The 25821-nt window shown below is 51.0% G+C and carries 32 protein-coding genes; 16 read left to right on the top strand and 16 right to left on the bottom strand.

Features of this window, described 5'->3' with window-relative positions; genetic code table 11:
- Positions 1 to 133: 133 nt before the first annotated feature.
- Positions 134 to 526, top strand: coding sequence for a RidA family protein (locus ELY38_RS13025; RefSeq protein ID WP_127062713.1), 393 nt, complete (start codon positions 134 to 136; stop codon positions 524 to 526).
- Here the strand turns inward: ELY38_RS13025 and ELY38_RS13030 are convergent.
- Both ELY38_RS13030 and ELY38_RS13035 read right to left on the bottom strand, forming a co-directional pair.
- A complete protein-coding gene (locus ELY38_RS13030; protein WP_127062714.1) occupies positions 523 to 1974 on the bottom strand; it encodes a cobyric acid synthase in 1452 nt (483 codons plus the stop codon). The two genes, ELY38_RS13025 and ELY38_RS13030, sit on opposite strands and share 4 nt — an antisense overlap.
- A gap of 182 nt (positions 1975 to 2156) precedes the next feature.
- Entirely contained in the window at positions 2157 to 3533 is a 1377-nt protein-coding gene (locus ELY38_RS13035) for a cytochrome P450 (RefSeq protein WP_127062715.1), read from the bottom strand.
- 438 nt (positions 3534 to 3971) lie between these two features.
- On the opposite strand from ELY38_RS13035, the gene ELY38_RS13040 reads away from it, so the two are divergent.
- From ELY38_RS13040 to ELY38_RS13070, 7 genes are all read left to right on the top strand, one after another.
- Positions 3972 to 4892, top strand: coding sequence for a glutaminase (locus ELY38_RS13040; protein WP_127062716.1), 921 nt, complete (start codon positions 3972 to 3974; stop codon positions 4890 to 4892).
- A gap of 222 nt (positions 4893 to 5114) precedes the next feature.
- Positions 5115 to 6152: a substrate-binding domain-containing protein gene (locus ELY38_RS13045; RefSeq protein WP_127062717.1), complete on the top strand. Its 1038-nt coding sequence runs from the start codon at positions 5115 to 5117 to the stop codon at positions 6150 to 6152.
- The gene (locus ELY38_RS13050) at positions 6149 to 7165 is read left to right on the top strand and encodes an ABC transporter substrate-binding protein (RefSeq protein ID WP_127062718.1); all 1017 of its coding nucleotides are present in this window, start codon (positions 6149 to 6151) and stop codon (positions 7163 to 7165) included. Before ELY38_RS13045 ends, ELY38_RS13050 begins: the two co-directional genes overlap by 4 nt.
- A gap of 2 nt (positions 7166 to 7167) precedes the next feature.
- Positions 7168 to 8058 (top strand): ABC transporter permease, encoded by an 891-nt coding sequence (locus tag ELY38_RS13055; protein WP_127062719.1) that lies wholly within the window; start codon positions 7168 to 7170, stop codon positions 8056 to 8058.
- Positions 8055 to 8843, top strand: a complete 789-nt coding sequence (locus ELY38_RS13060; protein ID WP_127062720.1) for an ABC transporter permease — start codon at positions 8055 to 8057, stop codon at positions 8841 to 8843. Before ELY38_RS13055 ends, ELY38_RS13060 begins: the two co-directional genes overlap by 4 nt.
- Positions 8844 to 8895: 52 nt before the next feature.
- Entirely contained in the window at positions 8896 to 9987 is a 1092-nt protein-coding gene (locus ELY38_RS13065) for an ABC transporter ATP-binding protein (RefSeq protein WP_127062721.1), read from the top strand.
- Positions 9980 to 10810: a phosphodiesterase gene (locus tag ELY38_RS13070; protein ID WP_127062722.1), complete on the top strand. Its 831-nt coding sequence runs from the start codon at positions 9980 to 9982 to the stop codon at positions 10808 to 10810. Before ELY38_RS13065 ends, ELY38_RS13070 begins: the two co-directional genes overlap by 8 nt.
- On the opposite strand, the gene ELY38_RS13075 is transcribed toward ELY38_RS13070, so the two are convergent.
- Both ELY38_RS13075 and ELY38_RS13080 read right to left on the bottom strand, forming a co-directional pair.
- Positions 10791 to 11303, bottom strand: coding sequence for an O-acetyl-ADP-ribose deacetylase (locus tag ELY38_RS13075; protein WP_127062723.1), 513 nt, complete (start codon positions 11301 to 11303; stop codon positions 10791 to 10793). The two genes, ELY38_RS13070 and ELY38_RS13075, sit on opposite strands and share 20 nt — an antisense overlap.
- Positions 11304 to 11322: 19 nt before the next feature.
- Positions 11323 to 12186 carry a methylated-DNA--[protein]-cysteine S-methyltransferase gene (locus ELY38_RS13080; protein WP_127062724.1) on the bottom strand — a complete coding sequence of 288 codons (864 nt, stop codon included), beginning with the start codon at positions 12184 to 12186 and terminating at the stop codon, positions 11323 to 11325.
- A gap of 147 nt (positions 12187 to 12333) precedes the next feature.
- Here ELY38_RS13080 and ELY38_RS13085 point away from each other — a divergent pair, with 147 nt between their 5' ends.
- Positions 12334 to 12927 (top strand): LysE family translocator, encoded by a 594-nt coding sequence (locus tag ELY38_RS13085; protein WP_127062725.1) that lies wholly within the window; start codon positions 12334 to 12336, stop codon positions 12925 to 12927.
- Here ELY38_RS13085 and ELY38_RS13090 read toward each other — a convergent pair.
- Positions 12913 to 13704 carry an AraC family transcriptional regulator gene (locus ELY38_RS13090; RefSeq protein WP_246009138.1) on the bottom strand — a complete coding sequence of 264 codons (792 nt, stop codon included), beginning with the start codon at positions 13702 to 13704 and terminating at the stop codon, positions 12913 to 12915. The two genes, ELY38_RS13085 and ELY38_RS13090, sit on opposite strands and share 15 nt — an antisense overlap.
- A gap of 234 nt (positions 13705 to 13938) precedes the next feature.
- Here ELY38_RS13090 and ELY38_RS13095 point away from each other — a divergent pair, with 234 nt between their 5' ends.
- On the top strand, positions 13939 to 14754 hold the full coding sequence (locus ELY38_RS13095; RefSeq protein WP_127062727.1) for a DUF1206 domain-containing protein: 816 nt from the start codon (positions 13939 to 13941) through the stop codon (positions 14752 to 14754).
- A gap of 9 nt (positions 14755 to 14763) precedes the next feature.
- Positions 14764 to 15366, top strand: a complete 603-nt coding sequence (locus ELY38_RS13100) for a YqaA family protein (RefSeq protein ID WP_127062728.1) — start codon at positions 14764 to 14766, stop codon at positions 15364 to 15366.
- A 34-nt stretch (positions 15367 to 15400) separates the two neighbouring features.
- On the opposite strand, the gene ELY38_RS13105 is transcribed toward ELY38_RS13100, so the two are convergent.
- Positions 15401 to 15718, bottom strand: coding sequence for an antibiotic biosynthesis monooxygenase family protein (locus ELY38_RS13105; RefSeq protein WP_127062729.1), 318 nt, complete (start codon positions 15716 to 15718; stop codon positions 15401 to 15403).
- Between the two features lie 195 nt (positions 15719 to 15913).
- Between ELY38_RS13105 and ELY38_RS13110 the strand changes: the two genes are divergently transcribed.
- Positions 15914 to 16069, top strand: a complete 156-nt coding sequence (locus tag ELY38_RS13110) for a hypothetical protein (protein ID WP_246009139.1) — start codon at positions 15914 to 15916, stop codon at positions 16067 to 16069.
- Positions 16070 to 16170: 101 nt separating this feature from the next.
- Here ELY38_RS13110 and ELY38_RS13115 read toward each other — a convergent pair whose 3' ends face one another.
- Complete coding sequence (locus tag ELY38_RS13115) at positions 16171 to 16593, bottom strand: MAPEG family protein (RefSeq protein WP_127062730.1); 423 nt, start codon at positions 16591 to 16593, stop codon at positions 16171 to 16173.
- A 206-nt stretch (positions 16594 to 16799) separates the two neighbouring features.
- On the opposite strand from ELY38_RS13115, the gene ELY38_RS13120 reads away from it, so the two are divergent.
- The 4 genes from ELY38_RS13120 (at position 16800) to ELY38_RS13135 (ending at position 19264) form a co-directional block, all read left to right on the top strand.
- Positions 16800 to 17603, top strand: a complete 804-nt coding sequence (locus ELY38_RS13120; RefSeq protein ID WP_127062731.1) for a helix-turn-helix transcriptional regulator — start codon at positions 16800 to 16802, stop codon at positions 17601 to 17603.
- Between the two features lie 51 nt (positions 17604 to 17654).
- Positions 17655 to 18107 (top strand): carboxymuconolactone decarboxylase family protein, encoded by a 453-nt coding sequence (locus ELY38_RS13125; RefSeq protein ID WP_127062732.1) that lies wholly within the window; start codon positions 17655 to 17657, stop codon positions 18105 to 18107.
- Positions 18107 to 18295 carry a YrhK family protein gene (locus ELY38_RS13130; protein WP_127062733.1) on the top strand — a complete coding sequence of 63 codons (189 nt, stop codon included), beginning with the start codon at positions 18107 to 18109 and terminating at the stop codon, positions 18293 to 18295. Before ELY38_RS13125 ends, ELY38_RS13130 begins: the two co-directional genes overlap by 1 nt.
- Before the next feature lie 225 nt (positions 18296 to 18520).
- A complete protein-coding gene (locus tag ELY38_RS13135; protein WP_127062865.1) occupies positions 18521 to 19264 on the top strand; it encodes a class I SAM-dependent DNA methyltransferase in 744 nt (247 codons plus the stop codon).
- Between the two features lie 49 nt (positions 19265 to 19313).
- Here ELY38_RS13135 and ELY38_RS13140 read toward each other — a convergent pair whose 3' ends face one another.
- The 9 genes from ELY38_RS13140 to ELY38_RS13180 form a co-directional block, all read right to left on the bottom strand.
- Positions 19314 to 19718: a DUF4019 domain-containing protein gene (locus ELY38_RS13140; protein ID WP_127062734.1), complete on the bottom strand. Its 405-nt coding sequence runs from the start codon at positions 19716 to 19718 to the stop codon at positions 19314 to 19316.
- 82 nt (positions 19719 to 19800) lie between these two features.
- On the bottom strand, positions 19801 to 20199 hold the full coding sequence (gene fos / locus ELY38_RS13145; protein WP_127062735.1) for a fosfomycin resistance glutathione transferase: 399 nt from the start codon (positions 20197 to 20199) through the stop codon (positions 19801 to 19803).
- A gap of 168 nt (positions 20200 to 20367) precedes the next feature.
- Complete coding sequence (locus ELY38_RS13150; protein WP_127062736.1) at positions 20368 to 20853, bottom strand: YehS family protein; 486 nt, start codon at positions 20851 to 20853, stop codon at positions 20368 to 20370.
- Positions 20854 to 20937: 84 nt separating this feature from the next.
- Complete coding sequence (locus ELY38_RS13155; protein WP_127062737.1) at positions 20938 to 21360, bottom strand: tetratricopeptide repeat protein; 423 nt, start codon at positions 21358 to 21360, stop codon at positions 20938 to 20940.
- 261 nt (positions 21361 to 21621) lie between these two features.
- Positions 21622 to 22056 (bottom strand): GFA family protein, encoded by a 435-nt coding sequence (locus ELY38_RS13160; protein WP_127062738.1) that lies wholly within the window; start codon positions 22054 to 22056, stop codon positions 21622 to 21624.
- A 62-nt stretch (positions 22057 to 22118) separates the two neighbouring features.
- Complete coding sequence (locus ELY38_RS13165) at positions 22119 to 22544, bottom strand: N-acetyltransferase (RefSeq protein ID WP_127062739.1); 426 nt, start codon at positions 22542 to 22544, stop codon at positions 22119 to 22121.
- Between the two features lie 211 nt (positions 22545 to 22755).
- Positions 22756 to 23256 carry a GNAT family N-acetyltransferase gene (locus ELY38_RS13170; RefSeq protein WP_127062740.1) on the bottom strand — a complete coding sequence of 167 codons (501 nt, stop codon included), beginning with the start codon at positions 23254 to 23256 and terminating at the stop codon, positions 22756 to 22758.
- 357 nt (positions 23257 to 23613) lie between these two features.
- On the bottom strand, positions 23614 to 24669 hold the full coding sequence (locus tag ELY38_RS13175; protein ID WP_127062741.1) for a MerR family transcriptional regulator: 1056 nt from the start codon (positions 24667 to 24669) through the stop codon (positions 23614 to 23616).
- A 123-nt stretch (positions 24670 to 24792) separates the two neighbouring features.
- Entirely contained in the window at positions 24793 to 25671 is an 879-nt protein-coding gene (locus ELY38_RS13180) for a class I SAM-dependent methyltransferase (RefSeq protein WP_222845158.1), read from the bottom strand.
- Between the last annotated feature and the right edge of the window lie 150 nt (positions 25672 to 25821).

The following is a 25821-nucleotide window of genomic DNA, read 5'->3' on the forward strand; positions in this document are numbered from 1 at the left end:
ATGTCAGCATGTTAATGCCCGCAAGCCTAGAGGAAACCAGTGCTTCACACCAGTCACATTTCATCAATATGAACGCATTGACGTGAGTATAGTCGCAAGGTGGAGTACCCATTTTGGCTACCAAGGAGGCCCAATGCCCCAGTTTATTAACGACCCCACCCTGCCCAAGCCCAGCTTTCCGGGAAGCCACTTGGTGATTGACGACCACTACGTGTTTATTTCCGGTTTAACTGTGGCTGACCTTTCCAACGGCGACGCTGCTCGTGGTGATATCAGAGAAGAGACACGACTCATCATGCGCGAGCTTGAGCGTATGCTGGTTCAAGAAGAAGGCAGTCTGGCCGATGTGGTTCGCGTCGATATTCATCTAGCGAATCTAAAGAATATTAGCAACGTGGACGCCATCTACGCCGAGTTTTTTGAACCGGGCCGCTACCCGGCCCGCACCTGTACCGAATCGCCCACGATCTGCGGCGGCGCGAGTATCGAAATTACCCTGATGGCCAAGCGTGCAAAACGCGATTAGGTGCGCCCGATCAGCTTCATGATGGCATCCATATCCAAATGTGCCTCCAGCGTATCAGCCAGACGGTCCAGCTCACGCTCACGGTGAGCCAGGTAATCCACCTGTGCGGCATCCACCATTCCCAGGCGTTTTAATAGCGCCTGGCAGGCATCAGGATGGTCAAACAAGCCATGCAGGTAGGTGCCCATTATCTGCCCATCATCACTGATGGCACCTTCCTCACGTCCATCAAGCGTGAACAGTGGGTTTGTCAGCGCAGTTCCCTCGCTAACCCCGTTATGAATCTCATAGCCGGTCACGCGAGCCCCTTCAGGAAGCAATTTTCCCGCAACATTGCGAAGCTGCTTGCTCGCTACCATGCGCGTAACAAGCGACAGCAACCCAAGCCCCGCAACGCGTCCCGGCTGGCCCTCAAGGCCTTCAGGGTCCTCCACCCACTGCCCCAGCATTTGAAAGCCACCGCAAATACCTAATAATCTTCCGCCGTAGCGCAGATGCCGGTTGATGGCTTCTTCCCACCCTTGCTGTTTAAGCCACGCCAAATCACTGGCCGTGCTTTTACTGCCTGGCAAGATAATCACATCGGCCGGAGGAATGGGCTGGGCAGGGCCAACCATATGCAGCGCCACTTGTGGATGCAGGCGCAACGGGTCGAAATCAGTATGGTTACTGATACGTGGCAGCGCAGGCACCACTACGGTTAACGGCGCCGCTTCTGTCGTTCTCTGGGTCAGGCCCACGCTATCTTCAGCATCCAGCAGTAACCCTGGCAAATAGGGCAAGGTGCCAAAGACACGCTTATCCGTTCGCGACTCAAGCCATTCAAGACCGGGGTTAAGCAAGCCGATATCGCCACGAAAACGGTTCACAATAAAGCCCTGGGTACGTGCCTGTTCGCTTTTGCTGAGTAGCTCAAGCGTACCCACCAGTTGAGCAAACACGCCCCCTCGGTCAATATCACCGACCAGCAGCACCGAGCAATCGGCCGCCTCGGCAAAGCCCATATTGGCGATATCCCCCTTACGCAGGTTGATTTCGGCGGGGCTGCCAGCGCCTTCAGCAATAATCACGTCAAAGCGATTTTCAAGCGCCTGCCAGGCCGCCATCACGCTCTCTTTGGCGGTCTGCTTGAAAGCATGATAATCCAGCGCATCCATGTGTCCGTAAACCTTGCCACGCAGAATAACCTGCGCGCCCCGGTCGCTTTCCGGCTTGAGCAGGACAGGGTTCATATCGCTATGAGGAGCAACGCCTGCCGCCTGGGCCTGCAAAGCGGTAGAACGACCGATTTCGCCCCCGTCTTCAGTCACGGCACTGTTTAGCGCCATGTTTTGGGGTTTAAAAGGAGCAACGGCTATGCCGCGACGTTTCAAAACACGGCATAGCCCAGCGACCACTGTGCTTTTCCCTGCATCTGAAGTAGTGCCTTGAATCATTAAGGTGGCCATGCGCCCTGCTCCATGCATTCAAAAACTCAAAGAGGGCGGAACTTTAGCGAGCGTCTTATCAGGATGCAATGCGCCTGAATGACGAAGCAGGCGGGAAAGCCATTAAACCTTAGGCAGTAGATAATTATTCTTGCCACTCTCTATAACAAGATTCAGCATGGTTCGCTAGTAAAACACCTTCTTTACAATGCGCTGCCTTCCCGACTCGATACAGAACCAGCTTGTTTTAAGCGAAAGCAGAGATGGAAATTGCTCAACAGCGCAGGCATTGGCTTATGTTCTGTCAGCCTGCCCGGTGGGTCTAAACGGAACTGATGGTTTCTCATCATGGCCGCCAGTACTGCACTGGTCACCAATAAAACGATATGTCTTCCGGGGCAAATACCTGACCCTCCACTAAAGGGTAACAGTGGCCAGTGCTTAAGCTGCTCAGGGTCTAGCCATATGTCGGGCGCAAAGCGGTTAGCCATTTCCAGATGGCGATCGTCCCGATGAAAATAAGGCGCATGAATAAGCAACGTGGTATTCGTTGGCATTTCGCCCTGCGACCAACGTGTCCGCTCGGTTGTTTCGCGTAGAATAAGAGGCGTTGTTGGCCAGAGTCGTAAGGCTTCCAGCACACAGGCTTTTAAGAAGGGGTTGTCGGATTGGGGCTGCGGCTTTTGATCAGCCTCTGCCTGGGCCAGTTCTGCCTGCGCCGGATGGGCACAGAGTAACGCCAGCGCTCGAAACGTTGCCATACCGGCAGGCTCAAAAGCAAAGAGCCACTGGGGCATCTGGTCCAACGGCTTCGCCTGGCTTTGAGACGCGTAGTCCGATAGTTTCGCCGCTAGGCTATTAGGCTCAGCTTGGTCAACATAGTGCGCCAAGCGCCCATGAAATTTTTGCCGTAACCGTTTGCGTTTAGGGCGCATAAAGCCCCAGTTAGCCGCCTTACGCAATTGAATAAGATCTTGGGTGAGCGGGTCGTCATCACGGGCGGCATCACCCAATACAACACGGCGCACGATTCGGTTCCAGGCATCAATAAATAATGACCAGTCCAGCTTGTTATTATGATGACGAACGGTTTCTAGCAATGCCGCCACTTCCTGTTCGGCCACCTGGGAAAAATGCGCAGAAAAACTGTGCATCGGGCAGCTGCTTTGTAAGACCTCTTCATTTAAACGGCGCCGTTCTTGGCGGGCTTTACCGTGAGAGATCAGCGCCATATCTGGCTCGAAGTGGGAAAGCGCGCTTTGTTTTGCTGCCTCAGCCGTCGCGAAGGGTTCGGGCGTCTCTTCCATCACACGGTTGGCGTCTTCTGGGTCCAATACGAGCGCCATGGGCTTGAAGGGCGTTTTAAAAAGTAACGGGCCTTTGCCATATTTATTATTAAACGCTTGCACCTGTTTAACAGAGCGCTTGTCCAGTGCCCACCGCTCAGCCAAGTGCACCACGCCTGGGCGGCGAACAATGACTCCTTTAGCAATATTAGGAGCCATTATCTTACATAAGAACGATAATGTTTCGCTAAGCGATGCGGTAGGTAGTGAATCGGTGACGGTTTCCTTTACCATTAGCACTCTCCTTATAACAACTTCCCTGAGAGCTAAGTCTAGGTGGCACTTAATACTGTGCAAGCTTAAAACTTTTTAACTACAATCATTCCAACAATTATTAAGATAAGCTGATTAACTGGCAACAGTTGGGGAAGCTAGTAAACTATTTTTTTAAATAATTTTTTAAATAATTACTCGGCAATATGAGATCAGTTGATTTATCGACTTGAAATAAAATAAAGGCGTTTCAAAGTCTCAATCTTCCTTGCCAAGCTGAATAAAATTCTCAAGAGCGTTTACTGTCAAAAACCATGAAATTTGAATAACCGTTTCAGCTGCCATTCATACCACCTAGCAGTATACTTTACACACGCTAGCCCTATGCCTTCTAACAGACAAATCCCTTGTTTTCGGTTACGGTAGCGCTTTCCTTTATCTGAAATCAAACGGCAATAAATGCAAGATTTACTCAATGAGATCGCCGAGGCGATGGGCGCCGAAACCGAACGTGGCAAGGTCGCCGACTACATTCCAGAGCTTGCTCATGTAGACCCCAACCGGTTTGCCATCTCGCTTGCCACGGTGAATGGAGAGCGCTATTCAGCTGGCTGTGCTACCTCGCCTTTTTCAATTCAGAGTATTTCAAAAGTATTTACCCTGACGATTGCACTGGGGAAAATGGGCGATGCGTTATGGTCAAACGTTGGCCGAGAGCCTTCGGGTGATCCTTTCAATTCCATTGTTCAGCTTGAGCATGAAGGCGGCAAGCCACGTAACCCCTTCATCAATGCCGGTGCTATTGCCGTGGTCGATGCGATCATGATGGGCCATGAGCCTAAGGAAACGCTCGCCGAGCTTATAAACTTTGTCCGCTATATCGCTGATGACGAAAGTATCTGCTTTGATCATAAGGTCGCCGCTTCTGAAATGGCGCACCGTGACCGCAATGCCTCCCTTGCCCACTTCATGAAAGCCTTTGGCCGGCTGCGTCACGATGTTGATAAAGTCTTGGGCACCTATTTCCACCAATGTGCAATCGCCATGAGCTGCGAACAGCTCGCCCATGCGGGGCTGTTTCTGGCCTCCGATGGCGTTAACCAGCCCAGCAATATCCGCGTGGTTTCTCCGCAACGAGCACGGCGTATTAACTCGCTAATGATGATGTGCGGTCATTACGATGCATCAGGCGAATTCGCCTTCCGAGTGGGCCTGCCGGGTAAAAGTGGTGTGGGTGGCGGCATTCTGGCGATTGCGCCAGGCCAAGGCGCCCTTGCCGTCTGGTCTCCGGGACTGGATGACTACGGCAATAGCCTGCTGGGTACCAAAGCGCTTGAAATGTTCGTTCAGCGTACCGGCTGGTCAGTGTTTGGGCATTGATCTGATAGCTTTTGCTCTCTCAAGTCATTTTTACAATCTGGTTAGCGGTTAAAAATATAAGTATTCCTATCTTCCTAACCAGATAACATTTCGTGGGTGGTAAAACCGCCGTCAATTTCCTGCCAAATTTATATCCTTTCGACATCAGTTCGTCACAATCCCTCGTTAGGCTGGCACCTAATTAATGAGATCGATCTCATTTCACCGGTAACAGGTACTCGCATGGCAGACTTACTCAGCGTGGCAAAACTCGCCGGCGTTTCTCGGGCAACGGCCGCACGCGCTTTCTCAACACCTGATTTAGTACGCGATACAACGCGGGAAAAGATCTTCCATGCGGCTCAACAGCTTGCATTTAGGCCTAACAAAGTGGCTCAGCAGTTGCGCTTAAAAGCAACGCAAATGATTGGCGTCATGGTGCCTAGCCTTGATAACCCGGTTTTTGCTGAACAGCTTCAAGCCATGGAGGTGGCAGCCCGGGCCTGCGGCTATTCGCTAATCGTCACGACGAGCGAATACGATGCCAGTCGTGAGAACGATATTGTCGAAGAGATGCTACGCCAGAGGGTTGATGGTTTGGTGCTAACAGTGGCTGAAGCTGATAAAAGCGCTGTGCTTACTCAGCTACATCAAGAAACCACTCCTTGTCTGCTTGTTTATAATCCTCCTGGCAACAGCGGCTTTCCCTCTGTCGGCGTGGATAACCAAGCCGCTAGCGAAGCCGCCACCCGCTATCTCATTACACTAGGTCATCAGCAAATTGGGATGGTCGCAGGGCCATTATTACAATCTGACCGTGCACGACAGCGCTATGAAGGTTATTGCCTCGCCATGCAGGCGGCTGGGCTTGCGCCCTGCCCACTCATTGAAATGCCGCGCCATACCCAGGCAGACCTGAAAAGCCTAGCGCCACATTTACACGGCGACAATGCGATCAGTGCGTTGATTTGTACTAATGATCTGCTCGCTATCAGCTTGATAGGCGAACTTCAACGAGCCGGGCTTTCGGTACCTGACGATCTATCTGTTATGGGGTTTGACGGCATTGCCCTGGGAAAATATGTCTACCCATCACTCTGCACCGTTGAGCAGCCCCGTGCGGATATTGGTCGTGCAGCCATTCACACGATGCTGAACATGATTCGGGGTGAAAGACCCGTTCTTACACCCCTGCCCTATGTATTACGAAAGGGCGAAAGTGTCGGAGCTCCGACAACCAGAAAGACCCCATCAGGTATTTCATCGAGGAGTATCGCATGAACGTTAAGCATCTATATCAAGCGCTATTGGCGACTACACTTATCAGTGCCTCAACCGGCGTGATGGCCCAAAGCAGCGATAACGCCATTTGCTACAACTGCCCACCCGAGTGGGCAGACTGGGGCACACAACTACGCCTGATTGAGCAGGAAACAAGCATCCGGGTACCACAGGATAATAAAAACTCCGGTCAGTCATTGGCACAGCTAGTGGCAGAAGCCAATAGCCCCGTTGCTGATGTGGTCTATTATGGGGTGACGTTTGGTATCCAGGCGATGGAAGCCGACGTGGTTGAGCCTTATCAGCCGGCACACTGGGATGAGATTCCTGAGGGCCTTAAAGATCCTGATGGTAATTGGTTTGCCATTCATTCAGGCACGCTTGGCTTTATGGTTAACGTTGATGCCTTGGATGGCGCCCCCGTTCCTACCTCCTGGGCAGACCTGCTAAAACCTGAGTACCGGGGCATGGTGGGTTATCTCGATCCTGCCAGCGCTTTTGTTGGTTATGTAGGTGCAACCGCGGTTAATTTGGCGATGGGCGGCGATCTTAACGACTTCACCCCCGCCATCGACTACTTCAACCAACTCGCTGATAACGCCCCCATCGTTCCTAAACAAACCAGCTACGCCCGCGTGCTTTCCGGTGAAATTCCGATTCTGCTCGATTACGACTTCAACGCTTACCGCGCCCGTCATAGTGATGGCGCCAACATTGATTTTGTGATTCCTGAAGAAGGCAGCGTTGTGGTGCCCTACGTAATGAGCCTGGTTAAAGATAGCCCCAACCCGGAAAACGGGCGTCAGGTGCTTGATTTCGTGCTTTCTGATCAAGGGCAAGCGGTTTGGGCAGATGCCTACCTGCGTCCGGTACGCGAAGAGGCTGTCTCAGAAGAAGCTCGTAGCGTCTTTCTACCCGATAGCGATTACGCCCGCGCGGTCACGGTAGATTATGACGCCATGGCCAATGCCCAGCGCAGCTTCTCCGAGCGGTATCTTTCGGAGGTTCGTTAATCATGGCAGTAACGTCCAAGCAGCCCTTAGGGGCTGCTTATTCAGCAACTCAAGCGATAAGCCAAGCTCCAAAGCGCAAAAACCTCATTGCGATATTCGCCTTAGCGCCAGCACTAGCCGTATTTCTCGCTTTTTGGCTACTGCCGTTTTCTCGTTTGATTCTCATGGGTGCCGAAGCTGATCGAAGCAGCGGTATCAGTGCTTACTTCACCATTCTTACCCACCAGCAGTACTTAATTAGTCTTGTTACCACCGTCACCGTCTCCTTTACCGTCTCACTTGTTGCCGTGGGTATTGCCGGCATTGCCGGTTTCTTTTTGGCACGGCATCGTTTTATAGGTAAATCGGTCCTGGTCGCGATTCTCACCTTTCCACTTGCCTTTCCAGGAGTAGTGGTAGGTTTTTTAGTGATTATGTTAGGCGGTCGTCAGGGGGCTCTGGCTCAATTGAGTCTGTGGTTATTTGATGAACGTTGGATGTTTGCCTATTCACTTGCCGGGCTATTTATCGGCTACCTCTATTTCTCCATACCACGGGTTATCACCACGGTAATGGCTGCCTGTGAAAATTTAGACCAAAGCCTTGAAGAAGCTGCCCGCTCATTGGGGGCTAACTCATGGCAAGTCACCAAAGATGTCATCGTGCCGGGTATTGCACCTGCCTTACTATCAACCGGCGCTATCTGCTTTGCGACCAGTATGGGGGCGTTTGGTACCGCTTTCACACTCGGCACACGGCTGAGCATTTTGCCCCTCAATATTTATGGCGAATTCACCAACTATGCCAACTTCGCCATGGCAGCCGCCCTGTCTGTGGTGCTTGGGCTGATCACCTGGGTTGCATTAAGCCTGGCACGCAAGCTGGCGGGCAGCAATGTGGGAGCCCCGGTATGAATCCACGCATCCGATTTATCCTCCAGCTGAGTTTTACTCTTCTGGTTTGCCTCTTCATGATTATTCCCGTGGCCATGTCGGTAATGGCCGGGCTGACCGAGAACTACTTTGTTGGCCTTAAAAGCGGTTTAACGCTGCGCTGGGTAAATGAGGTATGGCAGCTTTACTCCGATACTATCTGGCTTTCTATCAAGCTGGCTTTGGCCTGCTTGGTGATTGCGACGCTGATTGGTGTGCCTGCGGCTTATGGCTTGCTACGCAGCCGCCGCCGCTGGGCCAATGCAATTGAGGAACTGCTTCTGTTGCCGGTGGCAGTGCCAGGCCTTGCCACCGCGCTCGCGCTACTCCTTGCCTACGGTAGCTACCGCGAATTTCGTGGGAGCTGGCTGTTTATTCTGATAGGCCATGTGCTTTTCACCCTGCCGTTTATGGTTCGTGCCGTACTTTCCGTCATGCAGACCGCACGCCTCCCGCTACTTGAAGAAGCGGCAGCAAGCCTAGGTGCCAATTTTCGACAGCGCTTTTTTGCCGTAGTGGTTCCCAACTGTCTTAGCGGTATTTTGGCGGGAGCGCTGATGGTCTTCACCTTATCGATTGGTGAGTTCAACATTACCTGGATGCTACATACCCCGCTTACCAAAACCCTCCCGGTAGGGCTAGCCGATAGCTATGCCTCCATGCGCCTTGAAGTGGGTTCGGCCTACACGCTGATCTTTCTAGTGATGATTGTCCCCTTGCTAGTGGCTATTCAATGGGCCGGACGGCTTTCCAGCCCACGCCGCTAACCAGCCAGAACATCTAATCCGCCCCCGGCGAAGAGACAACCCTGAGACCGATATGAGTTCATCCGTCAACATCATCCTTACCCAATGCAGCCGCACTTTTTCAGGTGGCCATACTGCGCTGCAACCGCTAGATCTGCACATTAACGCAGGCGAGACCCTTGTACTTCTTGGCCCTTCAGGCTGTGGCAAGACCACTACGCTGCGTATTATCAGCGGCCTTGAAAGTCCTGATCAGGGCGGGCGCGTCCAGTTTGGCGGACAAGACGTGACTACTCTGCCTATTGAAAAGCGCGATGTCGGCATGGTGTTTCAAAACTACGCCCTGTTCCCCAATATGAGTGTTGCCGACAATATTGCCTATGGCCTGAAGATCCGGCGTTTATCCCGTTCTGAGATTGAGCAACGGCTTGCCGAGGTCATGCGCATGGTGGACTTGGAGGGCTTTGGCGAGCGGCGTATTGAAGCGCTCTCAGGTGGGCAAAAACAGCGCGTTGCCCTGGCACGGGCCATCGCTGTTCGCCCTAAAGTGCTACTGTTTGATGAACCGCTTGCGGCCCTGGACGCTAAGTTGCGCGACCGGCTGCGTCTGGAAATCGGCCAGCTACTGCGCAAACTAGGCACAACTGCGGTTTATGTGACCCATGACCAAGACGAGGCAATGGCTTTGGGTGACCGTATCGCGGTGATGCAAGCGGGGAGAATTGCACAGCTGGGTACGCCTCAAGAGATTTACCATCAGCCTGCTAATACGTTTGTAGCCGATTTTATCGGCGCAGTGAATCGCTTGGTAGTCACCGGTAAAGGGGCTGATGGTCAACTCACCGTACCAGGCGGTGAATTGACCGCACCTCATTTACAAGAGGCACTAAGCGTTTACTGTCGTCCGGAGGATATCGAAGTGGTGGCCCTAGCAGATGCCCAGGTGAAGGGCCGCGTTCTACAAAGTATTTTCCTAGGCCAATCGCAGCAGTTAATGGTTGATACAGGCGGCGCTACACCGATTCAGGTTAAAGCATCATCGCGCCAGCACTGGCCCACCGGCGCCGCTATTGGCTTGACCCTACCCCCTCAAGCGCTTTTTCATCCTGAACTTAGTCATTCAAAACTAGCCACCACAAGCGCCAAGGAGCAGGCCAATGGGTAAATCTTGTCTTATTGCTCAGATCAGCGATCCGCATATCAAAGCTGGCGGCCGGCTTTCTTACCGTAAAGTAGATACTGCCAATGCCCTACGTCAGGCCATTCAAACGCTAAATCAGCTAATGCCACGCCCCGATTTGGTGCTGATTAGCGGGGATCTGGTCGACTTTGGCCACCCGGATGAATACGCAACGTTCAAACAGATTCTGGTGGATCTGGCACTGCCGGTTTATCTGATCCCTGGTAATCATGATGACCGCCATCATTTACGTGCTGCTTTTCCCGAACATAACTATCTCTTTCAAGACACCCATTATTTACAGTGGGTAATTGATGACTATCCAGTACGCCTAGTGGGGCTGGACTCCTCCGTGCCGGGAAAACCTTATGGCGAACTAAGTGAGGAAAGCCTGCGCTGGCTGGATGAAACCCTAGCCGAACAGCCACAAACCCCGACTCTGGTGATGCTCCATCATCATCCGTTTATCAGTGGTATTGATCATATGGATCGTCAGCCTCTTAAGCAGCCCCACGCGCTGGCCGAGGTAATTAACAAGCATGCTCAGGTTGAACGCGTGCTTTGCGGGCATGTACACCGCACTATCCAGGCTCAATTTGGAAATACGTTAGCCATCAGCTGCCCTGGAGTTTCGCATTATGTCAGCCTGGATCTGACCCCAGACGGCCCTTCCCGTTTTCAGTTGGAGCCGCCAGGGTATTTGCTGCACCAATGGTCAGCAGAAGCAGGCATGGTGACGCACCAAGGTTTTATCAAACAGTACCCAGGCCCTTATCCGTTTTACGACGCTAACGGCCTAATTGACTAACGCACGCTTCATATACAGCCAAATCCTTGGAAGAGAAGCAGCAAAACGTAACCGTCTCAACGGTAGTATCCTGTTTCAGTACCTCACTCACCGTTGAGACGGCAATCCGCGCCGCCTCTTCAATAGGATAACGGTATATACCCGTACTTATGCTTGGAAACGCCACCGAGCGCGCGCCTACCGATGCAGCCAGCGCCAAGGAGCGTTGATAGCACGATGCCAACAGTTCAGCCTCGCCGCGAGTACCGCCGTGCCATACCGGGCCGACGGTATGAATGACGTAGCGCGCCGGTAGCTTAAAGCCCTCGGTTAGCTTTGCATCGCCGGTTGGGCATCCACCCAGCGTTCGGCACGCTTTAAGTAGTTCAGGCCCTGCCGCGCGATGAATGGCGCCATCCACCCCGCCACCACCCAGTAGCGACGTATTGGCAGCATTGACGATGGCATCAACGTCAAGAGTAGTGATATCGGCTTTAATCGCGGTAATGTTCATTTATAACCTCCGTGAGTAGCTAGTGCGCGGTTAACAGCTCGGCTTCAGGTTCAGCCACCTGTATCTGGGCGATCTCCCACGCTTGCACCATCTGTTTTTTAGGCAGACCCCAGCGGTAACCACCTAATGCGCCGCTTTGTTGAATAACCCGGTGGCAGGGAATCCACAGCGCAATGGGGTTAGCACCCACCGCATTACCTACGGCTCGCGACGATTTAGGCATGCCCAAAGCCTGAGCAATATGCGTATAGCTTGCCAACTGGCCTTCAGGAATGGTGAGCAGTGCGCGCCATACGGCAATCTGGAAATTAGTGCCGGTCACGTGAAGCGCTAACGTACCGGGCTCGGCTTTAGCCCTTGCAAATAGCGCATCGACCACATAAGCCGTCGCCTCAGGGCGATGATGGAGCGTACTTCGCGGCCACTCCTTGGCAAGTCGCGCCAGCAGTTCATCAGCGCTGGTAGCATCTACAAAGCCCATGCGGCAAATGCCGCGCGGGGTTACCGCTACCAGCACGGTACCCAAGGGCGTTGCATGCACGCCGTACTCGATACATACGCCCTCCCCCTGGCGCTTATGCTCTCCTGGCGTCACTGCTTCCAGCTGCACAAAATGATCATAAAGCCTAGAGCCCCCGCTCAGCCCAAGCTCATGAGCCACATCAACTAACGCACGCGGCTCTTTTAATAGCTGCTTACCGCGCTCCAAGGTCAGGGCCTGTAAAAAGCGTTTGGGCGAAATACCGGCATAACGGCAGAACAGACGCTGAAAATGATAGGCACTCAAGTGGACATGGGCAGCGACCTCCTCCAGGCTGGGCTGCAATGCCGCAAGTTCCACCATGTAGGCCATCGCCTTCTCGATACGCGCGTAATCATCCATTGTCGGCTCCTTTAATTGATACCCAAGCTACCTCTAGCTTAAGCGCTCCATAGCGGCCTGCCGACCCGAATCTTGCGCATATCAATTTTATACAATACGCCGTACCAACCTCATCGCACACTTCTCCTACTGTTTAGGAGGATCACCATGAGCGTTTCGTTATTACTACCCATGTCAGCCTTTGCCCTTGCAGCATCCATTTCCCCTGGCCCGGTGAATCTAGTGTGCCTAAGTAGCGGCACCCACTACCCTATCGCGAAAGGATTAGTCTTTGTGACCGGTGCCACACTGGGCTTTATAGCGCTGTTTCTAGGGATTGGAGCAGGACTCTACTCTTTGCTTACTACAGTGCCACTGTTCGATGTATTACTACGTTGGGCTGGGGTGGCATTTCTGCTTTATCTAAGTATCAAGCTAGCAATGGATGACGGCACGCTGCCTGAGCAAGCAATAGCAAAACCGCCTGGCTTTATGACGGGCGCGCTCATGCAGTGGCTAAACCCCAAAGCATGGATTGCATCAGCTTCAGGCATTAGTGCTTATACAAGCGGTAACGACCTGACGCAAATTGCCATGTTTGCAGCGCTGTACCTACCCATTTGTTGGTTATCGCTAGCAAGCTGGGTATACGCCGGGGCTTTTTTAAAGCGCTCTATTCAAACGCCTCGACTGTTAGTAACCATTAACCGGTTGCTCGCTGTGTTATTGGCCACAAGCTGTCTATTCTTATTGCTCGCCTAGCGATTGCCGATACTGATTGGGAGTCGCTGCAACCAACTGCTTAAAAGTTCTTTGAAAGTGAGGCTGGTCGTTAAAGCCTACCTTCAAGGCTGTTTCAACGATTGATTTGCCTTGCTTGAGCTCACGCTGGCCGAGTTGGATTCGGCGGTTAACAAGATACGCATGGGGCGTCAAACCAAAGTGTTGCTTAAACGTACGAATGAGATGCCCAGCACTATATCCGGAGTAATCGCAAAGCTCTTGCAGAGGTAGCTCTTTTAACGCATATGCATCTAGATACGCGGCCACTGCCAGGAGTTCATCGGGCACTTTCTGTCGCGGCTGACGGGGCCCTTGAGCAAGCCATTGCAACACTTCCAGCAAGTATTCGACCACCAACGTTTGCTTCTCAAGCAGGCTGCGCTGGTTATCCAGTAAGCAAGCGGCCATCGCCTGATAAGCGTTATAAAACGCTGGCTTTGATATTACCGCCGTTGCAATGTCTTCCCAGCGTGGTGAAGCTAGCAGCCCTGCCTGATAACGCAAGTCGGTAAGCCAATTTGTATCCACATACAGCATCAGGTAGGCCCAAGGCTCATTTTCAATGGGATTACACGCATGTACCCAATGTGGGTTCATTAACACTAAATCGCCCGTGCTAATTTGATAAGGCGTATCACGGTAACGAAACGTGCTTTTACCGGCGGTGACCGCCCCAAACGACCAGTGCGTATGGCTATGCGGCGCATAACATACGCGGCGCGCATCACTGATTTTGCGCAGCTCGATATACGGCATCCGGGGGTCACGCCAAAAAAGAGGAGCCGCTAGAGGAGGAGAGCTTGGAGGCATACGTTATATCCGAGCCAATGAGGTGAATCATGAATAACAAGATAGCCACTAAAGATAGCCACTAACGACTTGGCATCGTTGATTGCATCACTCACGCTAGACAATAACATGCGACCAGCCCAATATGGATAACTACCTTATACGGATATTGAAAAACGCCATATTAGTCAGGAGGACACCATGGCCAACCGAACACCTGTGCATGATCATCGGGACGCTATTACCCTGTTTGCCCGTATGGGTTACGCGGCACGCGGCGTTGTCTACCTTCTGGTCGGCGGCCTTGCCGCCCTTGCCGCGTTGGGCGAAGGGGGGCAAACCGAGGGCAGCCGTGGCGCCCTGGAAATCGTGCTAACCGCCCCTTTCGGCAAGATTCTACTGGCTGTCATTGCCCTGGGCCTTATTGGCTATGCGATGTGGCGCACCATCCAGGCAGTCAAGGATGCTGATCATCACGGCACTGAGGCAAAAGGGCTTGCCATTCGAGCAGGCCTCTTAGTCAGTGCAATCACCCATACACTGCTGGCCTTCTACGCCGCCAGCCTGATCTTTCGCCTTGGCGGCTCTTCTGATAGTTCTGGTGGTTCTGAGGGCGTTGTAAGCTGGCTGTTGCAACAGCCTCTCGGGCGCTGGCTGGTAGGTGCGGTGGGTCTAGTTATTATTGGTGCAGGCATTGCCCATGGCATAAAGGGCCTAAAAACCAAATTTGATAAAAATTTCGATATGCCAACACATATTCAGCGCTGGGCCTATCCGGTTTGTCGTTTCGGTCTTGTTGTCCGCGGCTCGGTGTTCGTAGTTGTGGGCAGTTTTTTTCTGATTGCGGCCTATCAAGTAAGCCCTAGCGAGGCAGGCGGCACAGAAGAGGTATTCAGTGCACTGCGAAGCCAGGCCTATGGCCAGTGGCTGTTGGCATTCGTTGCTATTGGGCTATTCGCGTTTGGCGCCTATAGTGTATTAGCCGCTATTTATCGCCGTATTAATCCAGCGATGTAGACCTCGCCCATGGCCATTACCTCAAAAAGCTCTAAAGCATGGTTTGAGCGCATTAACGGCTCAAAGAATATGCTATGGCTACTCGGCACGCTCTCCTTTCTTGAAACCATCATTTTGCCCATTCCTATTGAGCTAATACTCATCCCGCTAATGGCGGCTAACAGGCAGCGTATCTGGCTGCTGGCCACCGTTACCACGGCAGGTTGTCTTATCGCCTCGCTGGTTGGGTATGGCGTGGGCATGTTGCTATTCCAGTCCATAGGCATGTGGTTTATCGAGTTAATGGGCTGGCAGGAGAGCTACCAATTCTTTCAAACCTTTTTTAATCAGTATGGCTTTGCCGCTATTTTAGCCATCGGCATCCTACCCATTCCCTTCCAGATAGCCATGATTACTGCGGGGCTTTCAGGCTATTCAGTTCTGCTGTTTACTCTGGCCGTCTTGATCGCCCGTGGCCTTCGCTACTACGGATTAGCCTGGCTGGTAAGCCGGTTTGGTCATCGCGTCCTGATGCTATGGAAGCGTCATGCATTACTGACTAGCGTGGTAGGCGGTGTAATAGTGCTGCTGATAGTACTGGGACTACAAGTGCTGACGAGCCAAGTGATGTAAACAGCTGGAATTTGGAGGCTAAAAAAAGCATATGCTATATGCCGTAATCCCGCTCAACCTTGGTAATTCTGGTTTTAAAGTGCTGATACCACTGCTGATGCCCAAGCCTCTGTGCCTCTTGATGCTCGGCATGAGCCTTCCACGCTTTAATCGACTCCAAATCAGCCCAGTAGGAAACAGTGACGCCTACTTCATTCCGAGCCGATTCAACGCCTAAAAATCCCGGCTGCTGCGCGGCTAACTCAACCATTCTGGCCGCCATCTCATCGTAGCCATCATCGATATCCGTACGTACTGATGTAAAAATCACCGCGTAGTAAGGTGGCTCCGGGGTAGTAGCGATAAGTGGCATGTAAGTTCTCTTGAGCTGAAAGCTGTTTTGATAAGCATACCGTAGATGGATTGACGGACTCTATATTAATAATGGGCTTTCACTTATCAAATCAAGGATGTCCGATATTGACCGGTTCGTGACCGCTTAGCGCATCGTTAGCGTGGCCTAAACCCTCTACGCTGTAGCCTCACTTCCTTGCCATTGAGGCTTACCATGTCACTATCGAACACCGCGCTACTTATGATCGACGTGCAGTCTTCCTTTCCCGTGCGTGATTATTGGGTAGAATCGCTTGCTGCGGCCGAACCAACGCGTCCTATTAAACGCGGCGAAGGCCAATCAAATACCCGTTGTGCAGATACTGCATGAAGCGCCCAGCATTTGGCGCCGTTCCCAGCTAACCATGTCGGTTTAATTGAGCGCCTATAGAAAAAGCGTAACCCAATAAGGGCGGCGCGCACCGCCAATCATTAGAACAGCGCAACCAGAATTTGAATGCACATAATGATCATGCATACGATTCCCACGCCGTAGGAAATCGTACGCCAAGGCTGAAGCGCGTTCAGATAACATAGCGTGTGGCAGTAGCGCGAAGCGGTAAATAGCATAAAGAGCCACATGGCGAGCCCTGAAGAAGCGCCCACCAGAACGTAAGCAACGCCCAGCCCCAGAAAAATGGGGATATTTTCAAGATCATTCGACCAGGCTTTGCTGGCCTTTTGTACCTGCGGCAACTCCTCTTGCGCAGGCGCCTTGCCTGCCAGTGCCGCATCCTCCGGCGTTTTAAAGGTCATCTTCGAGATTCGGTGAAACCCCTGATATAAAGACGTAGCGAACATCTTCGCAAACAGCAGCACCGTCGCCAGTGCATACCAATAAACGGCCTCATCCATAATGCCTCCGGTAAGATTCAATCCTGATTAACGCGTTATTGCATATTGAGAGCTTCACTGCCCAAGCATAGCCAACTTTCAGCTGCTTGGATGTGACCGTCTCACAGACTGTGCGAGTGTAGTCACACTTTCCCGGCTCGTGTCTTTAAGGTTTAATAAAGGCCATGCGATGAAGCCTTTTTCATCAATGATCGCGGGTTGACGCCATGGCCTTAATTATCTTGCCCAGCAACGCCGCTTGTTTGAACTTGCAGCAGCGCTTACCCGATCAGCGCCTTCGCCCGTGGGTGCAATGCCTGTGGTCCATGGCCGGGCAAGGCGGCGTTGTTACACCTCAAACAGAAAAGCTCTATCCCGATGCTGGCTCCAGCCTTACGATCACACTTGCCAGCACCCAACCAACCATCACATTTTGCTTTAATAAAAGCACCTTGATTGAAACGTTCAACCCAGCGGAAATCTGTTTAAGCATTCGATTCAAAGCGGCAGGTGCCTACGCTTTGCTGGGCCTGGAGCCACAGCAGTTTTCCGATACCCATCATTCATTGGGCATTGATGAAAAACCTCCTTGGTTGGATAGCCTGATGCCTGTGGTCGAACGTCTTTACCAAGTTAATGCAGTAAAGGGCCTTGCCTTGCTAGAGGCTTGGCTGTTTAGTCGGCTGGAAAGCCAATCACCCAATAATAGCCGTATTCAAAAACTGGCTTACGAAATTAGCCGACTGCAACTCCCACCGCAGCAGCTAATAGCCAACCTGGGATTTACTCGGCGCACGCTGGAGCGCAAATTAAAGCAAGAGGTAGGTGTTTCACCCGGCCATTTAGTGGGTTACGCCCGGATGTATAATGCTCGCCAGCTATTAGCTACTAGTCATCTTCCCCTCGCGGAGATAGCCCTACAGTGTGGCTACTTCGACCAAGCGCATTTTTCTCACGCCTTTCATAAATTCACCTATGAAACTCCGGCGGCATATCGAAAGCGCAAATTGTCGCAAATTTACAAGGCGTGAAGGTTTCCCGGTTTTAAGCTCATATTTCAACTTATCAACCGGAGCATTCCCATGCTGCAACGCCTATCACCTGAATCCGTTTACCGTCTGTGCCCTCGCCTGCCTAAGCATCTTCTTGCCTTGGGCAAGGTCGAGTCAGGTTCAACCGTTAATCAAACAATAATTCACTTGGTTAAACTACGCGTCTCACAAATCAATCACTGCTGTTACTGCCAGCATATGCACAGCCAAGAGGCTCGAAACGATGGCGAGCGTCAGGCGCGCCTGGATGTATTGCCCGCCTGGCGAGAAGCGCCGTGCTTTTCTGCTGAAGAGCGTGCCGCGCTTGCCTGGGCAGAAGCCCTCACCCTTATTAGCCAGAAAATGGTCAGTGATGACGATTATAAAAACGCCATTACCGCGTTTGGCGAACAAGGGCTGATGGAACTCACCAGCGTTATTCTGGAGATTAATAGCTGGAACCGGATAGCGGTCAGCTTTCAGTTTACACCGGAGATAAACTGATGGTGATAACGCTGCGCCAACAACTACCTAACCTGCTGGGCATTCTCTCCAGTTTGTGTTTCTTCTTTGGCAGCTTTTTGTTCCTGCCCGCGTTTGCAGCCTACGCAACCGCCGGCGTCTGGTGCTTTGTGGCGGGGTCACTGATTATGTTTACCATCTACCTAATGAATATAAAAGATGGTCAGTAAGCCCGCTTCAAGTTGCACGGTATTACAAATGCAAAGCTGTAATAAAGAAAAAAGCGCATAGTGCCCATTCACTATGCGCTTTTTCAAAGTCAGGCCCGGTTTCATGCCTGACGTTTGAATACCCGCTTAATCATGACACGCCAAGCCAACAAGGCGCGTTACTTCTCAAAGCCACCCCACTCGTTTACTATGCGCCACCCTCAATCCCAAGCTACCCAGGCCGCCATGTCCTTTAACGCACTCTATACCGATCTTTCAGGCTATTACGATTTGATGTGCGAAGACATCGACTACCCGGCGCAAAGTGATGCGGTTCGCAGGCTTCATCAAATTTTCGGTAACGGCGGCAATGCTCACCTTGATCTCGCCTGCGGCACCGGTCCCCACGTTCGTCATTTTATTGATCATGGCTACCTGAGTAGCGGCCTGGATATCAACCAGCCCATGCTGGATATCGCCGCCACGCGCTGCCCGGAAGCCCACTTTACATGCCAGGATATGGGTAGCTTCCAGGTTAACGACCCGCAAGATCTGATTACCTGTTTCTTGTATTCAATTCACTACAGCGACGGGATTGAAAAGCTCAAGGCGTGTATTGCTAGCGTACACAATGCGTTAAAGCGTGGTGGGGTTTTCTGCTTTAACGCGGTCGATAAAGACAAAATCGATAACGATCTATTTGTAAAACACACCGCTAAAAAAGCCGACGATCTGTTCACGTTTCGCTCGGGGTGGTATTACAGCGGAAGCGGCGACAAGCAGGCCCTCAAACTCAGCATCGAAAAAACCAACACTTGCGATACCCAGGTATGGAACGACGAACATCCCATGGTAGCGGTTAGCTTTACCGAGCTAATTACCCTGCTTGAGCCTTACTTTGAGGTTCATGTATTTGAGCACAACTTTGAAGCTATCACGCCCTGGAACAACATCTCAGGAAACGCCATTTTTGTTTGCGTGAAGATTTAATACTTCGCAGTAACTTCACGTGGCTATTCAATATAATTATTGAGCCCAGTTATTTGACATAATAGCCGCTTACTCTCCAAACGCCCTCTTCCAGGTGTGGTGTAATGATTTCGGTGATGCTCGGCTTATTGGAAAAATGCGTATGATAAGTGAACTCTCTGTAATCGTTTTTAGGCGCGCCGGGCATGGAGGTTTCATTGATGACCCGTGTGCGCCGCCGCGATTCCACCACCCCGAAATCACGGCGTGCCGCGCTTATGGTCCGCTCCAGCATGCTGGGTGATAGCGGGCGTTGAAGCAGAGGTGATGCTTCTTCCCAAGCCAATTCATACTCGCCGCTGTCAATTGCTTCAAGCCATGCCAGCACTGCGGCTTCTGCCGCGTCGGAGTTCGCCTGGGCATAGGGCGCTAGCAGTAGCAGAGTCGTGATGAAACAGGTCAACGTTTTTGGCATGGATAACTCTTAGCGGCGATCAGAAAGTTGATGGGCTTAAGTAATTATCGGAACCAGGAGAAATTTCTTTAGGAGTAAATCATCACAACCAGACAAGCCCGCTATACGGTTTTGATTTTAGAGCCTCCAAGCGGCTCTTCAGGCCGCCCACATGCACTTCCAGCTTGTGGCCATCAGGGTCCAGTATATACACCGAACGCCCTTCGCTTTGATTCACTTTCCACTGTGGCACGCCAGCATCTTTCAAACGTGTATAGAAGGCATCAAAATTCGAGGCCGCGATAGCGAAGGCAAGGTGGGTGTAGTCAGTTTTCGGACATGGCTCATCGCATGAGAGGCACAGCCATAAATCGCCGGCCGACAGGTAAGCGCCATCCTCCCATTTCACATGGCCTTTCAGACCTAGCATCTCGATATAAAAATGCAGTGAGCGCTCCAGGTCACTGACGGCAAGGGTGATATGGTTCAGTCCGGTAATCATCGACATCTCTTTTATCACTTAACCATGACTCAGCTTTGCGGTAGGCCATTCAGGTACAACATGGATAGCGTTGAAGCCAGTACCCACATTGCATTACTGGCCCAGCAAGGCAAATAGCAACCCCCCTTGCCTTTCCTATCGGCTGCTGCTGTGTGCAGTTCTATAAGTTCAGGATGCCGAACCTGAGTTATTAGCGTCTGGACGTAACTGATGTTGAAGACCCATCAGAAAATTGCGAAGCACCTGATCCTTACACTCGCGATAGTTCTTGTGGCTGGGTTTGCGGAAAAACGCGCTTAACTCATGCTGACTGATAATAAAGCCTGCCCGCTCGAATATACCTAAAATATCATCCGCCTTTAAATTCAAGGCGATGCGCAGCTTCTGGAAAACCATATTGTTATTCAACTTGCTTTCAGGCGCGGGTTGCTCGCCGTCACGTTTCCCACGCTTATAGCTGATAAAACCATTAAGAAACGCGGCCAACTCCTTATCTCTCATCTTGAGGAAGCCTTCGTCTTCCTCCTTCTTCAGCCACCCAGATACCTGCTCAGCGGTCGCATCAAACTCTGCCAGAGAGAAAATTTTCAACACGGCATTATCTTTTAAATCAAAGCAATAGCGTATGCGGCGCAGAATATCATTATTGGTCAAAATACAGCTCCTAGTCTTAGGGAAACCCAACACGGTCAATTGTTACATCTATCACGGATATTTCCATGTTTACCACGCAGCTGACTAACCCGCCGTCAGCTGTTCAAGCAATTCATCGATTTCAGCTTTAAGCTCTTTATCTTCAATCTTGTTGGCACTTATTTGGGCATTTTGAAGGTTTTGGATCGCCGCGTCCGTCTGGCCCAGTTCAACCTGCATGGTAGCCATGGAAAAACCGATGGAGGACATATGGTCTTTCGAATTGGCGGCCACGGCTTTTTTCATGGCTTTTTCATAGATCGCCAGCGCATCTTCCAACTCCTCGGTAAAGTCCGCCAGCGTTTCCCACTGTTCGGGGTGATCTTTATCGGTATTTTCGTGTTCAATGCAGATAGCTTCCAACTCCGCATAGAGCGCATCGAAAGCTTCCCTATCCTCTTTATCGGCAGCTTTCATGAGCTTTTCAGCGAGTTCGTAAACCGCCTTGTATATTTTAGTGTTAATCATGAACAACTACCTTTTCTCTATTTGAAAATAGTAACAAGCAAATAAGCCTGCTAAACATCGACGTTTGCAAAGCAGCCGCCCACCGTGGCCGGTAATGCTATACCTTTGGGGATGGCCTATGGGCGATCATTTTACGGTTTTTGTGGCGGGGATGTTATGTTTTGCTTAGTTGCTTTCGGCAAGATCGTTTTTATCTGCTCGCGCCATTAGAGGCATGGGAGGGCATTTTCAGCCGTCAGAGGCAAAGAGTTCGGTCCACATTCAACGGCCTGTCCTCTGCAATGCCTGGTTAAGCGATTCCAAACTATCAGGGGCACCACCCAACCGAACGCAGCCATCGGCTTCTGTCGCCCAAGAAGCCGATGAAGATAGGTGAAGATGAATAGATATTTGAGATGCTGTTATATCATTCAGCAAGCCAGCGGGAACCCACACTAAACCAGTATCTCTCAATTTATTAGGTACTAGGCTGCCACAAACCGAACAAAAATCATTCCGATAACCGGTTGGCTTCTGAAAAGCGCTGATTTTGGATTGACCAGAAACCCAGTGGAAGCTATCCGCTTTTACAAAAGTGGCCGTATTTGATGTAGATCCAGTTGCTTTACGGCATAGAGAACAATGGCATTGATAGAGGTTCGGTAACTCCCCTTCTATTTCGAACTTAACCTCTCCACAGAGACATTCACCGTTCATCGAATATTCCTTTAATGCTTTACGTCAAGCAGCCACAAACAGTAGGTTATTGCTATGTACTGTTAACAGTAACATTCCATCACTAACTCTGGATGACCAGTTCGTTCATCAATTTGCTCCTTTAATAAAATAAATCCATGCTTCTTATAAAAATTGATACTTGGAGCATTCTCTTTGTAGACCGTCAACTGCAAGCACTCCCTTCTGGTTTTTGCATCATCAAGCATAGCTGATCCCACACCTTTACCCTGTAAGCCTGGAGACACAAAAACTGCAGCCAATGTGTTTCCGTATAGGCTGTAAAATCCAGCTATTTGACCCTCATATTCACATACAAAGGTCTCCGATGCAGGAATATAGGTATCACGCATTTCACTAACTGTTGACTGCCAAAACGCTGACCCAATAAAAGCATGCGCTTTAATCGACGCTGAAAGCCAGATATCCAACACTTGATCAATATCAGTCTCTCGGTATTTGCGTATCATCTGGTTGTTCCTAACTGTTGGTCAACTGCGCCAATGGCATCACAGAGAACCATTTGATAAATTTTTTTGTGCAGCAACGAACGAAGTTAATCAGAAATCCACTCAGACTTGAAGAGAGCGGATTCTTTACATGTAAATCAAGACTCCATCATTTACACTTTTGAATAGTGCTTTTTTCATCTACTCTATACACCAATTAAGAAACTACAGCTCACCAAGGCTCGCTTTTTAATAGCACTTCGCCATCTGTAGCTAAATCTCCATAATGCATAAACTCGAAGGTAGAAAGCACTCTCTCACTTTGCTGAAGGAAATAAACAGCCCCCCTATAACGCTGGTAACCTTGCTTTTCGTAATAAGCGACTAAGCGAGACGGGCAAAAGAGGGTAAACACCCCAATCCCCAAATTTTTGATCGCCTGAGCATGTGCTTCATTAAACAGCAAGGCTGGAATACCTTTTCCTTGATATTCTGGCCGTACAACAACACCGCCAATACCAACCACTAAACGTGGGACGTCATCGACCAAGACTTCAAAACTATCAAAGCCAATGTGGCCAATAGGATCATTGGCTTCCGAGTAAGCAATGGAATGCCAGGAAACAGGCGTCCACTCTTTACCACGTCCCTCTTCGGGGAAAACCCTTTCCTTCCACTGGGTTAAATAACGCCACTCACTCTCCAATACCTCTTTTTTAGTTTCAACCCTCATTAAAAACTCCAAAACCTAGCAACCATTGTAAATAACTTTTAATTTTACTAATAAAATATAATTTATTGTTGGCCAGAATACCCTATGGAGCTACTCTGCTTATTATTGATAATGAAGGTTTAAATTCCTTTCGGCAATAGCTTCTTGAGCCGGACGCTCTCTTCCTTAAAGGCTTTCATAATGGGGTAATTTTCTCTGTGAATCGCTTTCCCATGCTCATCATCCTTTAAAGTGATGAGCGCTACTGAGATTCTTTTGAATTTAAACGCTGGGAGCAGGCCAGCTAGACGAAGCGCTTGAATTCAATACCACCCCAGTTGCCACAAGACATTGCAAAGCCCTTATGGCAGCTCAGTGTTAGTGCTTCAAAGTAGCCATTGCGCGCTGAAGAAAAGCGAGTTGTCCGTCCTGAAGCCAAGTACCGCGGCGAAGCTCTGGCTCATTCATCTGCACCTTGCGTATTTCTGCATGCGCCTTTGGATCCTGACCAGCATAGCCCTGGAAGATGGCCAACCACTCCTGAGCTACCTCTCTACCGGTTTTGCTTTCGGGGCTAATACCTTGTTCCAGCATTTGGTTAATACGCCTAAGTAGAGGTGGCCAACGTTTCATATAGTCGCCATACCGCTTAGCCAGATAGGTGTAGACTGACGGGCTCAGGTGGCGACGGAAGATGGCTAGCTTGTGCTCCAGAAAAGCCTGTTGGATGAAGTTCACCTGCTCCTTTTCGACGCCCAGATAGTCCTGCAGCGCCTGCTCCCGCTCGGCCATCAGGCTTAGCTTTCGAAGTAGCTCAGGGTTACCAGCAGTATCCTGTTCCAGTTGCTCCATCCAGCGCACCGCTAAATCCTGGGCTGTAGGAGTGCACGGCTTCACGCCTTCGGCTTGGATAGTGTTTAATTCATCGAGCAGCAGTTGCCATTGAGCCCGCGTGGCACGCTGTCGTGTGTAAAAACGCAGATCTTGAAGTTCGTCCCTAGAGAAATAGCGACTATAAGCCTCCAGCAATTCCAGAGTATTGAGAAATACTTCCGTACTGGGTTCCGCCTCCCCAGCGAGTGTATTACGCAGTTGCTGCAACTGATCCCTCAAGCGCGTAGCGTTATCGATTTGGATGTCTAGTGCTGTGATGTTGTCGTCCACAAGCCTCTTGATGGAGTGGCGGGTATCATCTTGCAGAAGTGAGGCGATATCCGCCAAGGTAAACCCCAGGTTCTTAAGCAGTTGGATACGCTGAAGGCGAGTAATATCCCGAACATTGTAGAGACGATAGCCAGCCTCGGTACGACCCGAAGGCTTGAGGAGTCCCAAAGCGTCGTAATGATGCAGGGTACGCACGGTTATACCAGCGCGCCGAGCTAGCTCACCCGCTTGCATAGGCTTGGTGATATCGTCGCTTCTACTTTGCTTCATTAGCTATGCCCTCCCCCTCTAGCTTTTCCCTCGATGCTTGGTTGCGTTGATTTTGCTCGTTGCATGTTCATGTTAGTAACTGAGCCATTTGACCCGATGCGGCCTCCTGGTCATGCCTAAGGTTTAACGCAGAGCAACAATATAATTGAATCCACTACCAGCAATCTGCAACCCGTCCTTACGACGGTGAAAGTATCGTTGGTTGAGGTCAGCGGCATCATTATTATCAATCTGGGCGAAGCCCATTCCGTGCAATTCCTCCACCAACGTTTCCGGATGGAATTGCGAAAGCCAAGGTTCTCCCATAGCGGCGAATATCTGCTCAGAAACAGCGACTATCGATTGTTCGATGGGGTTGAGCAAGTTGGTAGCCACACGATAGTCAAAGACGATAACCGCCCCTGGGGCCAGGCCAGCCACCGATGCCAACACGTTACACACCTGCTCCGGTGTTAGATAAGGGCTAACGCCCATCCAACTAATAGCAACAGGCTGAGTGCAATCAAAACCCGACCCGGCCAGCGCTTCAAGCCAATTTTGCCGCGTCAGGTCAGCTGCGACAAACTGAACTCTCGCGGGTATCGTCAATCCGGCTTGCACCACCCGATCTTGTTTGAGGTTCAGCATTTCTGGCTGATCCACCTCATACAGGTTTACTTGGGGCAAGCTTGCACCATAACGCAAGGCGTAGGTATCCAAACCAGCACCGAGGCTCACTACCTGAGACACACCTCTGGCTACAGCGGCGTTCAGTGTATTTTCTGAAAGCAGGCTGCGGGCGACAATGCCTGCTCGCATGGAGCGGGCGCTAGAGTCGTTATAAGCAAATGGGTCAGTACTCACTGCTTTACTGAGCTCCGAGCCAAGGAGGGACAAGCTCAAAGGATCATCTAACACTCTCGGCTCGTCCAATAGCTGATGCACTGCACGGGCAATCGCCACGCGATGGGCAGAGTCGTTGGGATTGGCCTTTGGGGTTTGAGTCGTCATCGGATCCGGCATTGCTATCTCCATCGTTTTTGAACAATGAGCGAACTCTAAAGCCTCACGTTGCGTGAAGGTCAACATCTCCGAACGAACTAATGAATCGCCCCGTATTCAGGGGCCACTCCCGAGATACCATTGAAGCATAAGAGAAAAGCTCCTCAGGGC

The sequence above is a fragment of the Vreelandella nanhaiensis genome (assembly GCF_003990185.1).
Classification (GTDB): domain Bacteria; phylum Pseudomonadota; class Gammaproteobacteria; order Pseudomonadales; family Halomonadaceae; genus Vreelandella; species Vreelandella nanhaiensis.